At 72.6% G+C, this 12,971-nt stretch carries 13 protein-coding genes; 7 read left to right on the top strand and 6 right to left on the bottom strand.

What is annotated here, in order from left to right:
• Positions 1-18 precede the first annotated feature (18 nt).
• The 3 genes from ACGFZK_RS00065 (at position 19) to ACGFZK_RS00055 (ending at position 3,951) form a co-directional block, all read left to right on the top strand.
• A complete protein-coding gene (locus ACGFZK_RS00065) occupies positions 19-1,113 on the top strand; it encodes an ABC transporter ATP-binding protein (RefSeq protein WP_393846530.1) in 1,095 nt (364 codons plus the stop codon).
• Between the two features lie 71 nt (positions 1,114-1,184).
• Positions 1,185-2,534: a flavin monoamine oxidase family protein gene (locus ACGFZK_RS00060; RefSeq protein WP_393846529.1), complete on the top strand. Its 1,350-nt coding sequence runs from the start codon at positions 1,185-1,187 to the stop codon at positions 2,532-2,534.
• Entirely contained in the window at positions 2,527-3,951 is a 1,425-nt protein-coding gene (locus ACGFZK_RS00055; protein ID WP_393846528.1) for an aminobutyraldehyde dehydrogenase, read from the top strand. Before ACGFZK_RS00060 ends, ACGFZK_RS00055 begins: the two co-directional genes overlap by 8 nt.
• Before the next feature lie 253 nt (positions 3,952-4,204).
• Here the strand turns inward: ACGFZK_RS00055 and ACGFZK_RS00050 are convergent, their stop codons facing one another.
• A complete protein-coding gene (locus tag ACGFZK_RS00050; protein WP_393846527.1) occupies positions 4,205-5,188 on the bottom strand; it encodes an aldo/keto reductase in 984 nt (327 codons plus the stop codon).
• Positions 5,189-5,290: 102 nt separating this feature from the next.
• Here ACGFZK_RS00050 and ACGFZK_RS00045 point away from each other — a divergent pair, with 102 nt between their 5' ends.
• Positions 5,291-5,881 (top strand): TetR family transcriptional regulator, encoded by a 591-nt coding sequence (locus ACGFZK_RS00045; protein WP_393846526.1) that lies wholly within the window; start codon positions 5,291-5,293, stop codon positions 5,879-5,881.
• A 49-nt stretch (positions 5,882-5,930) separates the two neighbouring features.
• Here ACGFZK_RS00045 and ACGFZK_RS00040 read toward each other — a convergent pair whose 3' ends face one another.
• Positions 5,931-6,332, bottom strand: a complete 402-nt coding sequence (locus ACGFZK_RS00040) for a hypothetical protein (protein WP_393846525.1) — start codon at positions 6,330-6,332, stop codon at positions 5,931-5,933.
• 224 nt (positions 6,333-6,556) lie between these two features.
• Between ACGFZK_RS00040 and ACGFZK_RS00035 the strand changes: the two genes are divergently transcribed.
• Positions 6,557-7,447, top strand: a complete 891-nt coding sequence (locus ACGFZK_RS00035) for a GNAT family N-acetyltransferase (RefSeq protein WP_393846524.1) — start codon at positions 6,557-6,559, stop codon at positions 7,445-7,447.
• A gap of 102 nt (positions 7,448-7,549) precedes the next feature.
• Here the strand turns inward: ACGFZK_RS00035 and ACGFZK_RS00030 are convergent, their stop codons facing one another.
• From ACGFZK_RS00030 to ACGFZK_RS00015, 4 genes are all read right to left on the bottom strand, one after another.
• Positions 7,550-7,999, bottom strand: a complete 450-nt coding sequence (locus ACGFZK_RS00030) for a glutaredoxin domain-containing protein (RefSeq protein WP_393846523.1) — start codon at positions 7,997-7,999, stop codon at positions 7,550-7,552.
• A gap of 240 nt (positions 8,000-8,239) precedes the next feature.
• Complete coding sequence (zwf, locus tag ACGFZK_RS00025) at positions 8,240-9,691, bottom strand: glucose-6-phosphate dehydrogenase (protein ID WP_393846522.1); 1,452 nt, start codon at positions 9,689-9,691, stop codon at positions 8,240-8,242.
• 296 nt (positions 9,692-9,987) lie between these two features.
• Positions 9,988-11,508 (bottom strand): adenosine deaminase, encoded by a 1,521-nt coding sequence (locus ACGFZK_RS00020; protein WP_393846521.1) that lies wholly within the window; start codon positions 11,506-11,508, stop codon positions 9,988-9,990.
• A gap of 105 nt (positions 11,509-11,613) precedes the next feature.
• Positions 11,614-12,027: a hypothetical protein gene (locus ACGFZK_RS00015; protein WP_393846520.1), complete on the bottom strand. Its 414-nt coding sequence runs from the start codon at positions 12,025-12,027 to the stop codon at positions 11,614-11,616.
• Positions 12,028-12,341: 314 nt separating this feature from the next.
• Here ACGFZK_RS00015 and ACGFZK_RS00010 point away from each other — a divergent pair, with 314 nt between their 5' ends.
• Both ACGFZK_RS00010 and ACGFZK_RS00005 read left to right on the top strand, forming a co-directional pair.
• Positions 12,342-12,479: a hypothetical protein gene (locus ACGFZK_RS00010; protein WP_393846519.1), complete on the top strand. Its 138-nt coding sequence runs from the start codon at positions 12,342-12,344 to the stop codon at positions 12,477-12,479.
• 189 nt (positions 12,480-12,668) lie between these two features.
• Positions 12,669-12,971 (top strand): hypothetical protein (locus ACGFZK_RS00005; RefSeq protein WP_393846518.1); only part of this gene is annotated, 303 nt, incomplete at its 3' end.

The raw sequence follows: 12,971 nt of genomic DNA, 5'->3' as shown, positions 1-12,971 counted from the left end.
CCCGCACACCCGACCCCGATGACGCCGGCACCCGTGCACCCGACTCCCGCCGTCCGGCTCGACGGCGTCAGCAAGCAGTACGCCGCCGCGGGCTCCGCCTTCGCCGTCCGCGACGTCGCACTCGACATCGCCCCCGGCGAGTTCTTCTCCCTCCTCGGCCCCTCCGGCTGCGGGAAGACCAGCCTCCTGCGGATGATCGGCGGCTTCTCCGACCCCACCGCCGGCAGCGTCCTCCTCGACGGCCAGGACGTCACCGGCCTGCCGCCCAACAAGCGCAACGTCAACACCGTCTTCCAGAGCTACGCCCTCTTCGACCACCTCTCGCTCGCGGACAACGTGGCCTTCGGCCTCAAACGCAAGGGCGTCGGCCGTGCCGAGATCCGCGAGCGGGTCGGCGACATGCTCGACCTCGTGCAGCTCGGCCACCTGGCGAACCGCAAGCCGGCCACCCTCTCCGGCGGCCAGAAACAACGCGTCGCGCTCGCCCGCGCCCTCGTCAACCGGCCCCAGGTCCTGCTCCTCGACGAACCGCTGGCCGCCCTCGACCTCAAGCTGCGCCGCCAGATGCAGGTCGAGCTCAAGCAGATCCAGCGCGAGGTCGGCATCACCTTCGTCTTCGTCACCCACGACCAGGACGAGGCACTGACCATGTCGGACCGCCTCGCCGTCATGAACGAGGGCCGCGTCGCGCAGTGCGGAACCCCCGAGGACGTGTACGAGCGCCCCACGAACACCTTCACGGCCTCCTTCATGGGCACCTCCAACCTCGTCCCCGGCACCTACCGCTCCGGCCGGGTCGTCCTCGACGACGGGCCCGAGCTGCCCGTCGGCCACCGCCCCGCCGTCGCCGAGGGCAGCAGGGTCAACCTGTCGATCCGCCCCGAGAAGATATGGCTGTCCGACCTGGAGCCGGACATGGCCCGCGCCGAAGGGGTCGTCCGCGAAACCGTCTACTGCGGCCCCACCACCACCTACCTCATCGAACTGGCCCCCGGCATCACGGTGTCCGTACTGGAACAGAACACGGTCCGCTCCCGCAGGGAGGACCGCTGGAGCGGCGGCGAGCGCGTCGAGATCGGCTGGAAGCCCGAGCACTGCCTCGTCCTGGACTGAAGCCGCCACGGCTTCGCCGGGACTCGGCCACCGATTCCCCCCGACTCCGCCCCGATCGAAGGAACACCCCCATGAACCACGACGTCATCGTGCTCGGCGCGGGCCTGGCCGGCCTCGCCGCCGCACGCGACCTCGCCGCCGGCGGAGCCGACGTCCTCGTCGTCGAGGCCCGGGACCGGGTCGGCGGACGCGTCGAACAGACCGAACTCCCCGACGGCCGGCTGGTCCAGCTCGGCGGAGAAGTCGTCGGCCGCGCCCACACCGCCTACCTCACCCTCGCCGCCGAACTCGGCCTCACCCTGGTCCCCAGCTACGTCGCCGAACCCGGGGCCCTCACCCGTGCCACGCCCGAAGCCGTCTCGGCGGGCGATCCGCCCCACTGGTTCGGCCCCGGCGACGACGCCTGCCACCAGAAGGTCACCGCCGCCTTCTGCGCACTCGCCGGGGCCGTCGACCCCGACGACCCCTGGTCCCACCCCGACGCGACCGCCCTCGACCGTTCCTCCGTCGGTGACTGGCTGCGCGCCCAGGGAGCGACCCCGGCCGTCGTCCGCCTCTGGGAGATCGGCCAACTCGCCCTCGCCGACGGTTCGTACGAGCGCACCTCCCTGCTCGCGGCCCTGCGCAAGCACGCCGCCGTCCCCGTACCCGCAGCCCGATCCGGATCCGCCACGGACGGTCCCGAGCACTACGACTACGAGGCCTGGGAGGGATTGCGGGTGGCCGAGGGCTCCGCCACGGTGGCCCTGCGCATGGCCGCCGGCCTCGGCGGACGCATCCGCACCGGCGCGCCCGTCGAGGCCGTCGCGGTCCGAGGGCCGGGCCGCTGCTCCGTACGGCTCGCCGGGGGCGAGACCCTCACCGCCGACGCCGTCGTCAGCGCCCTGCCCGTCGGCCCGCTCCGCTCGGTCGCCGTCACCGGCGTCTGCGAGGAGCGCCTCGCCTCACTGCACCGCCAACGCCAGGCGCTCGCCGCGAAGTTCGTGGCCGCGTACGACCGGCCGTTCTGGCACGGCCTCGGCCGCAGCGGCCTCTCCGAGTGCGAAGGCGTCCTCGGCAGCACCTGGCCGCAGAGCGACGGCATCCTCTCCGCCCTCGTACCGCCCGAGAGGCTCGGCGTCCTGCTCGGCATGCCCGGCCCGCTGCGCACCCGCGAACTGCTCGCCGACATCGCCCGCCTCTACGGCGACGAAGCGCACCGGCCGCTCGCCACCTACGTCCGGATGTGGGGCACCGACCCGTGGACCCAGGGGTACGTCACCCAGTGGACCCCCGGCGACGTCATGGCCGTCGGCCCCCGCCACGGCACCCACGAACCACCCTTCTACGTCTGCGGATCCGACCAGTGGGTGGCCGGCTACATGGAAGGCGCCGTCCGCACCGGACGAGGCGCGGCCGAGGAGGCGTTGCGCCGTGGCTGACACCGGCACCGTGCTCAACCACATCGCGGGCGTCGACCGGCCCGCCGCCTCGGGCGAGACGATGGAGCTGGTCGACCCCGCCACCGGCCGGGTGCACGGCCACGCCCCGCGCTCCGGCAGGGCCGACACGGACGCAGCCTGCGCGGCAGCCGCGACCGCGTACGCGCACTGGTCGGCGACCACTCCGGCCGTGCGCCAGCGCGCCCTGCTCGCCGTCGCCGACGCCATCGAGCAGCACGCGGAGGACTTCGTGGCCGCCGAGACCGGCGACACCGGCAAGCCTCCCCGCCAGTTCCGGACCGAGGAGCTGCCCGCGATCGTCGACACCGTCCGCTTCTTCGCCGGCGCCGCGCGGAACCTGCCGGGCGTCGCCGCCGCCGAGTACACGGAAGGCCGCACCTCCCTGTTGCGGCGCGAACCGGTCGGGGTCTGCGCGCAGATCACCCCGTGGAACTACCCGCTGATGATGGCCGTGTGGAAGATCGCCCCGGCGATCGCCGCCGGCAACACGACCGTGCTCAAGCCGGCCGACACCACCCCCTCGTCGTCCGCACTGCTGGCCCGCGTCGCGGCCGCGCACCTGCCGCCGGGCGTGCTCAACGTGGTCTGCGGCGACCGTGACACGGGCCGCACGCTCACCGCCCACCCCGACGTCGCCCTGATCGCGGTCACCGGCAGCGTGCGCGCCGGACGGCAGATCGCCGCGGCGGCGGCCGCGGACCTCAAACGGGTCCACCTGGAGCTCGGCGGCAACGCCCCGGTCCTGGTCCACGACGACGTGGACGTCGAGCAGACCGCCGCCGCCCTCGCCGCGGTCGCCTACTACAACGCCGGCCAGGACTGCACCGCGCCCACCCGGCTCCTGGTCCACCACCGCGTGCACGACGCCTTCCTCGCCGCCTTCGCGGCCGAGGCGGGCAAGCTGCGCACGGGCGCACCGGACGAGCCGGACGCCGACTTCGGTCCCCTCAACAACGCCGCCCAGCTCGCTTCGGTACGGTCCCTGCTCGAGCGGCTGCCACCGCGCACCGAGATCGTCACCGGCGGCGCCCGTCTCCCGAGGAGCGGCTTCTTCCACGAACCCACCGTCGTGGCCGGTGTGCGCCAGGACGACGAGATCGTGCAGGAGGAGATCTTCGGGCCCGTCGTGACCGTCCAGTCGTTCGCGGACGAGACGGAGGCCCTGCGCCTGGCCAACGACGTCCGCCACGGCCTCGCCGCCAGCGTGTGGACCACGGACCACGACCGCGCGATGCGTGCGACCCGGGCCCTGCACACCGGCATCGTCTGGGTGAACACCCATGGCACCACCGTCTCCGAGATGCCCCACGGCGGGGTCAAGCACTCGGGCTACGGCAGCGACCTCTCGATGGCGGGCCTCCTCGACTACACCCAGGTCAAGCACGTCATGCTGTGAGCCCGGCCGGGGCGTCCCGGCCGCCCAGCCGGAGCCCTGGCCGACCCAGGGGAGAGCGCCGAGGCGCGTACGGTCGCCCAGGCGGCGGCGCGCGCGGTCGGCCGGTACGCGCCTGTGGTTGTCCCGCAGTGCGGCGTCCGCCTCGGGGACGTCCGGGTCGAACAGGGCCCCTGGGGCCCGTCCGCCGCGCTGCCACCGTTTCCCCGTTCCGCCACCCCCGGCCGGTCCCCGCACCCTCACAAGATCGGCAGGATCAGCCGTTCAGGGTTCCCATCAGCTCGGGGGAGTAGCGGTCGCCCGAGGCCACGCCGTGCGGTGCCACGGCGTCGATGGCGGCCAGCTCCGCCGGGGTGATCGTCACGGTGGTGGCGGCGAGGTTCTCCTCCAGGTAGCGGCGGCGCTTGGTGCCGGGGATGGGCACCGCCCCCTGCTGCAGGGTCCAGGCCAGGGCGAGCTGGGAGGGGGTGACGCCCTTCTCGGCGGCGAGCCGGCGCACCTGGTCCACGACGGCCAGGTTGCGGTGGAAGTTTTCGCCCTGGAACCGGGGGTCGGTGCGGCGGAAGTCGTCTGCGGCGAAGTCGTCCGGGCTGGTGATGGCGCCGGAGAGGAAGCCCCGGCCGAGCGGGGAGTAGGCGACGAGCCCGATGCCGAGCTCGCGGAGGGTGTCGAGGACGCCGTCGTGCTCGATGCCGCGCTCGAAGAGGCTGTACTCGGTCTGTACGGCGGTCAGCGGGTGCACGGCGTGGGCGCGGGCGATCGTGGTGGGGGAGACCTCGCACAGTCCGATGTGGCGCACCTTGCCGGCCTCGACCAGCTCGGCCAGGGCGCCCACGCTCTCCTCGATCGGCACGTTCGGGTCGACGCGGTGCAGGTAGTAGAGGTCGATGTGGTCGGTGCCCAGGTGGCGCAGGGAGCGGTCGGCCGAGCGGCGGATGTACTCGGGGCTCGCGTTCTGGCCGAGGAGGGCGCCCTCGTCGGTGAACTCGATGCCGGTCTTCGTGGCGACCACGGCCGCTTCGCGGCGGCCCGACAGGGCCTTGCCGAGCAGCTGCTCGTTGCGGAAGGGGCCGTAGCCCTCGGCGGTGTCGAGGAGGGTGACGCCCAGCTCCAGTGCGCGGTCGATCGTGGCGAGGGACTCGGTCTCGTCGGTGGCGCCGTAGTGGGCGCTCATACCCATGAGGCCGAGGCCCTCGGCGCCGACCTTCAGGCCCTGGCTGCCCAGTGCGCGGATCTCCATGGTGTGCTCCTCGTGAGTAAGTAACTAACTGGATAGATAGAGTCTGCGACGCGTCGGCTCTGTTTGTCAATAACCGGATAGTTACTTGCTAGGCTGCGGCCCATGGCACGGGATTCCAGCGCGACCAAGGCGCGCCTGCTCGACGCGGCCTTCACCGAGTTCGCCACGTACGGCATCGCGGGTGCGCGCGTCGACCGCATCGCCGAGGCGGCGCAGGCGAACAAGAGGCTCATCTACGTCTACTACGGCAACAAGGAGCAGCTCTTCGACGCCGTCCTCCAGAGGGCCCTGGAGACGGGCTCGGAGTCCGTGGCGTTCGACGTCGACGACCTGCCCGGCTATGCGGGGGCGGTCTTCGACCACCTCGTCGAGCGGCCCGCGCTGATGCGCCTCGTGCTGTGGAAGCAGCTGGAGCGCCCGGGGTCCACCGACGCGGAGTCCTCGTCCTACGAGGGCAAGATCGCGGCGGTGCGTACGGCGCAGGAAGCGGGCCGGATCGATGCCGCAGTGCCCGCGGCGGACGTACTGACGCTGGTCATGGGCCTGTCGCAGGCCTGGTTCGGAGCGATGGGCGGCCCGGCGGCGGGTGCGGCGGACACCGGCTGGGCCGCCGAGCGGCTCGCCGAGCACCGGGCCGCGGTGGTGGAGTCCGTCCGCCGGATCACCGCACCACGCCCGGCCGCCGGCGCCTGAGGCCGCTGCTCCCGCCCGTCAGCGGTGCGCACCGCCGCCCAGCCGGACGTCACTGCACAGGGCCGTCGGCGTCACGCGGCGCCGCGGGGGATGCCGAGGTGGCGGCGTACGCGTCGGTGAGGACGGTGCAGGTGCAGTAGTCACCCTCGCACGGGGTACGGGCCTCGGCCCCGTAGGGCCCGAGGCCGGCCATGAGGCGCAGTACCTCGACGCGTTCCGGCGCCGTGAGCGCGGGGAGGGGCACACGGGGAGGCAGCCGCCAGGCGACCGGAACGTCGTCCATGTCGGCGACGGCCCGCGCGTCGACGAACAGCGTGTAGAGGGGATGCTCGGGAAAATCGTTGAGCCGCAGGATCAGCCAGCGCCCGTCGGCCCGGGCGGCGTAGGGGAATGCGGGGGAGTCCACATCGTGCCACGCGACCGGCGCGTGCCAAGGGGGCGGAGCGTTCATGACCATGTCGTCCTCGCGTGCTGTCGCCTGCTGTCGAAAACCGTGGACGGCCCCGTAGGCGATCAAGTATCGTCTGCCGCCGGGCCATGCCGCGCGAGACGAACGGAAGGAGGCGAGAGCGTCATGCAGTGCACAACCATCCAGCGCTCCCTCCCCGTTAGCCCGGCCTGGTACGTCTGATCCGACCGGGGGCGCTCCACGCAGTACCCGTTCCGGAGGATTCCATGACCGATCTGGTCATCCGCGCGCTCGACGAGAGCGACGCCCATCTGTTCGACGCACACCCCGACCCGCTGAACGCCCGTGCCGCGCACCGGCGGACCACACACCGCCCCCACTGGAAGCGGGTGGCCCTGCGCGACGGCACGGTCGTCGCCCGCGGTGCCTGGTGGGGCGGTTCCGATGACAAGGAACCCGTCAACGTCAACTGGTTCGACGTCGCCGAGGGCGAGGCGGAGGCGGGGGCCGAACTCCTGCGCTCCGCCCCGTGGCAGGTCGAACTCGAGATCAACCTTCCCGGCGACTGGCGCGAACACCCCGACCTGGCCGCCGCCGCCGAGACGCGCTTCGCCGCGGCCCGGGCGGCCGGCTACGAGCTCCTGGTGGAGCGCTTCCTCTACCGCTGGACCCCGGAGCGCGGACTGCCCGAGCGGCCCGGACGACTCGTCTTCGGCGCCGAGCCCGACGACGCGGTCTTCTTCGACGCACTGCGCCGCATCCACGCGGCCACCCTGGACGCCCACGCGCTGAAGGCCATCGAGGAGGACGGACTCGACCGGGCGGCCCAGGAGGAACTCGACTTCTTCCACTGGTGCCCCTCCCCGCGGGAGTGGTGGCAGCTCGCGCGCACCCCGGAGGGCGAGCTCGCCGGCATCCACATCCCGGCGCACAACCCGTCCGGACCGACCATCGGCTTCATCGGCGTCCTGCCGGAACACCGCGGCCACGGCTACGCGTACGACCTGCTCGCGGAGTGCACCCACCACCTGGTGGAGCACGGCGCGGAGGCCGTCACCGGAGCCACGGACCGGGGCAACTTCCCGATGGCGGCGAACTTCACCAAGGCGGGCTTCCCGGTGGTGAGCGAGCGCATCAACTTCCACCCCACCGCCTGACGCCGGCGACGCCGAGCAGCACGGTGCCCGCCGCCCCGGCGGGCACCGTTGCGCGTCGGGTCCGGCGCCTGCGGCACACCGGAGCCGAGCCGGGTGCTCTCCTCAAGCCCCTGCCGCTGTCCGGGGCGAGAGCTGTGCCCGCACCCACGCGGGATCGGGGTTGACGTGCGGACGGCCGGCCACCACGACCGTCGGCACGGTCTCGTTGCCGTCGTTGGCCTCCCGAACCGCCGCCGCCCCGGCAGGATCGCGCCAGATGTCGACCCAGTGCGCACGGCGGGCGCTGCGGCCCAGCCGGATCCGCAGGCGCAGGCAGTATGTGCAGCCCGCCCGCCAGTAGATGATCGGCCGGCCGTCTGCCGCGCTGCGGCGTTGTGCCTCCACCGCACCGATCGACCGCGGGAACGCCAGCGGTGAGTGCAGACCTGCGAGCAGGACGAACAGCAGCAGGAGGGCAACGGCGGTTCCGGGCGACCCCCCGAGGGCCAGCGGGGTCGCCACGAGCGAGCCGCTGACCACGAGCAGCATCGGTAGTGTCCAAGCGCGCATCATGATGACGCAGACTATCCGCGGCCCGGGTGCGGCGGGCCGATCTGCCGGCGGATCAAGCCCCTGCCCGACCGGTGGCCGCCGCCACATCCCGCGCGATGTCCCCGACCGGCCGTCCGTCCGTCGCCACCCGCACGGTCCCGCCGGACGTGTTCGCGATGCGCGAGACCGACTCGATCAACGGATCGGCCGCGAGCCACGCCGGCGTCCCCAACTCCGTTCCCTCGCCCGGTACCCCGCGCATCAGCCGTGGTCGGGAAGCTGCCAGCGGTGCGGGGCGGCGAGCGCGTCGATGCTGTCGGGTCCCCAGGATCCGGGGGCGTACGGCTCCACGGGGCGCGGGGCTTCCAGCAACGGGGTCGAGACCTCCCACAGCCGTTCGATGCCGTCGGACCGCGTGAAGAAGGACTGGTCGCCGAGCATGGCCTCCAGGAGGAGGTGTTCGTAGCCTTCAAGGGAGTTGTCGGCGGTGAAGGAGCTGCGGTAGCCGAAGACCATCTGGCCCTCCGCCAACTGCATCCAGGGGCCCGGTTCCTTGACGAGGAACCGGGCGGTGAGGGAGCCCGGGTCGGCGAAGTCGATGACGAGTTCGTTGCCCCGCCCGTCGGCCGCCGCGCGCGCGTCCAGGGGGAACATGGCCAGAACGGGCTCGCGCAGGCCCAGGGTGACGACGTGCCGGCCCTCCGCCAGTGCCTTGCCCGAGCGCAGCAGGAAGGGAACCCCGGCCCAGCGCCAGTTGTCGATCTCGACGCGCAGGCCGATGAAGGTCTCGGTGTCCGAGCCCGGATCCACCCCGGGCTCGGCGCGGTAGCCGGTGTACTGCCCGCGGACGACGTGCGCCGGGTCCAGCGGCCGCATGCTGCGGAAGACCTTGACCTGCTCGTCCCGGAGCGACTGCGCGTCGAGGACCACCGGCGGTTCCATGGCGATGAAACCGAGCAGCTGGAACAGGTGCGTGACGATCATGTCGCGGAATGTTCCGGTGCCCTCGAAGAAGTGCGCGCGGCCCTGGATGTCGATCTGCTCGGGCACGTCGATCTGCACATGGCTGATGTGCTCGCGGTTCCATAGGGGCTCGAACAAACCGTTGGCGAACCGCAGGGCGAGGATGTTGTCCACCGCCTCCTTGCCGAGGAAGTGGTCGATGCGGAACACGCGGGACTCGTCGAACACGGCGTGAATGGCCGCGTTGAGCGCGCGGGCGGACGCGAGGTCGGTGCCGAAGGGCTTCTCGACGATGACCCGGGCGTCCCGGGCGAGGCCGGTGGCGCCGAGGAGCTCGACCATGGAGGTGAACGCGACGGGCGGGACGGCGAGGTGGAAGAGCCTGCGCGGAGTGCCGCCGACGGCCTGCTCGGCCGCGCGCACCGCCTCCACCAGCGGCTCGGGGGCGTCCGCGTCGGCGGAGCCGAAGGACAGGGCGGACTCGAACTCCCGCCACGCCGGGCCCTCGGGACGGGAGCGCCCGAATTCTGTCACGGCCTGCCGTGCGTGGGTGCGGAATTCCTCGTCGGTGAGGGCCTCGGCCGCCGGGGCGGAGCCGACGACGCGGTAGCGCCGCGGCATCAGCCCCGCCTCGGCGAGATGGAACAGGCCGGGCAGCAGCTTGCGCCGGGCCAGGTCCCCCGTGGCGCCGAAGAGCACGATGACGTGGTCCGCCGGGCTCGGCGCGGGGGACTGGGCGGGCTGGGTCATGGCGGCCATCCTCACGCGTCCGCGCCGGGGCGCTTCACGGCGCGACTCGTACGAGGTGCACGGGTGTGCCCGAGGCCATCGCCGCACTGTCGTTTCGGGCGGTCCTACCGCCCTCAGGACCCCACTGTGCGCGCTCGTCACGGATCCGGCACCCGGGAGTCCACCACGCGGGTCACGGCCTCACGCGTGACGGGAGACGACCGGGAGCCCTCGCCCTCGGCGTGGGCGTGCGCAGAGGCCCGGCCCGCGCCCGTGCGGGGTGCGGGCCGGGCCGGGTCACGACCGGGGTCCCGGGGTCAGTGGGAGCCGGGGCGGGTGGAGCGGGCGTGGTCGGCCTCGAAGAGCCGGAAGGCCGCCTCCTGCCGCCACTCGACCTGTGCCTTCGGGCTGGCGCTCAGGAAGCGCGCGCACCGCTCGCCCGGGCGCTCCGCGCCCTGCTGCTCGCGGGCGCACGCCCCGGTCGGCCGATAGCCGGTGCGGAGGTCACGGTTCCACAGGCCGCGGCCGGGCAGGAACGAGTGCTCCAGGGAGGCCCGGGCCAGGTCCTTCAGCTCCGGGTACCCGAGCCCGTACATCTCGGCGGCCCGGCGGTACTCGTCGGTGATGTCGATCCGGGACACGCCCGGGTCGTCGGTGGCGAGGACGACCGGTACGCCGTGGCGGCGGTAGGCGGCGAAGGGGTGCGCGTCACCGGAGACGCGCAGGATCTGCTCGTTGCTGTGGAAGGGGACCTCGACCGCGATCCGCCGCTCGGCCATGTAGCGCATGAGCGACTCCCAGCGGTCCTCGTGCAGGACGGACACACCGTGCCCGATCCGCTCGGCGCGACCCGTCTGGGCGGCCTCCCTGATGTGGAAGGTGAGGTCCTCCGGCTTGACCAGGCCGGGCACCAGCTCGCCCGCGTGCAGGGTGATGTGGGCCTTCGGGTACTGGGTCTTGAGGTAGTTCAGCATCCGCATGTGCAGGCGGTAGTCGCGCAGGGCGACCGGGTCGTCCTCCGGCTGCACGAGGTTGACGGCGACGAAGCGCGGGTCGCGCTCGGCCAGCCGCATGCCGAGCGCCATCTGGGTGAACACCCGCTGCGGGGTGCCGGCGCGGGCGACCTGGGAGATCCAGCGGTACGGCAGGGAGCACGCGGCGTCGGGCTGCGGGGTGTCGCAGTGCGCGGAGGTGCGGAACTCGGCGTCGGTGGCATCGGCGTCGACGCGGGCCTGCCGGACGACCGCGTCCAGGCCGTCGGCGACGAGCTTGTCGTGCATGCGGTCGAGGTCGGCGTCGTAGCCGGCCCGGTCGGCGAGTTCACGGGCCGGGCCGGAGGCCGGGGAGATCATGGTCTCCAGGTAGAACTGGTTTTGCCGGGCCGCGGAGTTGGCGACCTCCGCGAGCATCCGGCCGGGGTGGCGCCAGGTCACCTCGCCGAACTTGCCGAAGGTCGCGAAGAAGTGGTCGTGGCCGTTGCCGTCGGCCGGGAAGTCCTGCATCGACCAGGCCCGGATGACCTGCTGGCGGAACGCCGCGTCGGTGACGGCGTCGGCGGCGGGCCGGGTGCCCGGACCGCACGGCGGGGGTACCGCGGTGGTGGTGTCGGTGGTGATGCACAGGCCGTCCCCGGCGGCGAGTTCGATCAGGAACTCGGTGGTGACCGCGCCGGACAGGTGGTTGTGCAGGTCACCGCCCTTGGGGAGGTCGGCGAAGAAGTTCCCCGGCCGGGCCGGGGCGGGGGCCGGAGGCGCGACGGGAGCGGCGGCTGCGTACGCGGAGGCGGGCGCGAGCAGGGCGAGGGCGGAGAGCGCACCGATCAAGTGGGATGGGATCACGGGCACATGGTGGTGAAGCGGACCGCCACACGTCGGCACGCCGGGCCGGGGGCCGCCCGGTGTCACCCGGGAGGCCCCCAGAGGGATCGTTCCGCCACCCCCGTGTCAGATGGGCTGATGGCTGAACCAGGCCCGGCTTTCCGGCTGGTTGGGGCGGACGATCGCCAGGATGGCCGGTACGAGCCAGACCAGTCCCAAAATGGGCATCACCTGGAAGAACGCCCAGGTGAAGGGAAGCGCCGTCCACCCGTAGACGAAGGCGGAGACGCGCAGACCCTGATGGCGCGTGGGGAACTTGAGGGCGGTGGTGACACCCCACGCGGCAACCGCCAGCACGAGCAGTCCCACGAACACCACCACCCCGGCATGCGCCTCGCCCGGCGTGGCGCAACACGGCGTGGAGGCATCGGCCTCGCCCCAGACGGCTGTGGCGACGGCCACGCTGTTGGTGACCAGAGCGAGCCCGAGGACGGCCTGCATGCCGCCCAGGACCATCATCAGTACGCGAAGGTTCCGCACCGCGACGGGCATCCGTGCGCCCGGGGGAATCGCTGGATGGGGGAGTCCCGCCGACCCGGCCGGACCGCCGGGTCCACCTGCCCCTTGACCGCCGCTCGCGCGCGCCCGCTGCCAGGGCCGCTGCCCGCCTGATTCCCCGTCACCTGAGCTCATCCTGATGATCCTCCCCCTGGAAAGCCATCACGCCTGCGCGCCATGGTCCGGCGGACGGGACCACCTGTCCAGCCGCAAACCGGCCGGAAACCGGTGCCCGGGCGGACGGGCGGCCCGATCCGGACCGATCGGCAATGCCGCTAGGACGTCTCTTTCGGATCTTGCCGGGCCCGCGCGGGGCCCTCCTGGACCGCGCCTACCAGGAGGTGGCCGTCCTCGAGCAGGCGCTCGCCGATGCGTTCACACCCGCCGAACACGCCACACTGAACGCCTCCTGGACCGGGGCACCGCCGTCTTGATCAAGCAGACCCGCCAGACGACAACACGTCCGACCTCCGCCTGAACTCCCGGCCCACCGGCGCTGCCTCGACCTCCCGGCCGCGGCCCCGACCCCCACAGGTTTGCGAGTGCGGATTACCCGTCAGGTCGGTCTCGTGATAGGACTGTTCGGCTGTTTGAGCGAATTTGGCCACGGAGGGCGGGGGAGCATGTCTGTCACGGTGCCGGACTGGGCGGACACACTGCTGGATCTGATCGGTGTGGCCTGGCCGAATGTGGACGAGGACGCCTACCGGGACATGGCGGACTCGCTCCGTGAGTTCGCCGAGGACCTGCTGGACGACGGTCAGCTCGCGAACAACCATGTCGAGCGCCTGCTCTCGGCGAGCAAGGGCGAGTCGATCGAGGCCCTCAACAAGCACTGGAACACGGTCAAGGGCAAGCACTTCAAGGACCTCGCGTCCGCGGCCCGCACCATCGCCGGGGCCATGGACCTGGCCGCCGACGCCGTG

Origin of the sequence: Streptomyces sp. NPDC048257 (assembly GCF_043201855.1) — a bacterium.
Classification (GTDB): domain Bacteria; phylum Actinomycetota; class Actinomycetes; order Streptomycetales; family Streptomycetaceae; genus Streptomyces.
Note: the sequence above shows the minus strand (reverse complement) of the source record. Positions and strands in the feature narration are given on the sequence as shown.

What these genes read in the sequence shown, in the direction of transcription:
- ACGFZK_RS00035 (WP_393846524.1), top strand. Translation starts at nt 6,557, where the DNA reads ATGACCGATCTGGTCATCCGCGCGCTCGACGAGAGCGACGCCCATCTG.
- ACGFZK_RS00030 (WP_393846523.1), bottom strand. Translation starts at nt 7,999, where the DNA reads ATGATGCGCGCTTGGACACTACCGATGCTGCTCGTGGTCAGCGGCTCG.
- ACGFZK_RS00060 (WP_393846529.1), top strand. Translation starts at nt 1,185, where the DNA reads ATGAACCACGACGTCATCGTGCTCGGCGCGGGCCTGGCCGGCCTCGCC.
- zwf (WP_393846522.1), bottom strand. Translation starts at nt 9,691, where the DNA reads ATGACCCAGCCCGCCCAGTCCCCCGCGCCGAGCCCGGCGGACCACGTC.
- ACGFZK_RS00065 (WP_393846530.1), top strand. Translation starts at nt 19, where the DNA reads ATGACGCCGGCACCCGTGCACCCGACTCCCGCCGTCCGGCTCGACGGC.
- ACGFZK_RS00040 (WP_393846525.1), bottom strand. Translation starts at nt 6,332, where the DNA reads ATGAACGCTCCGCCCCCTTGGCACGCGCCGGTCGCGTGGCACGATGTG.
- ACGFZK_RS00045 (WP_393846526.1), top strand. Translation starts at nt 5,291, where the DNA reads ATGGCACGGGATTCCAGCGCGACCAAGGCGCGCCTGCTCGACGCGGCC.
- ACGFZK_RS00050 (WP_393846527.1), bottom strand. Translation starts at nt 5,188, where the DNA reads ATGGAGATCCGCGCACTGGGCAGCCAGGGCCTGAAGGTCGGCGCCGAG.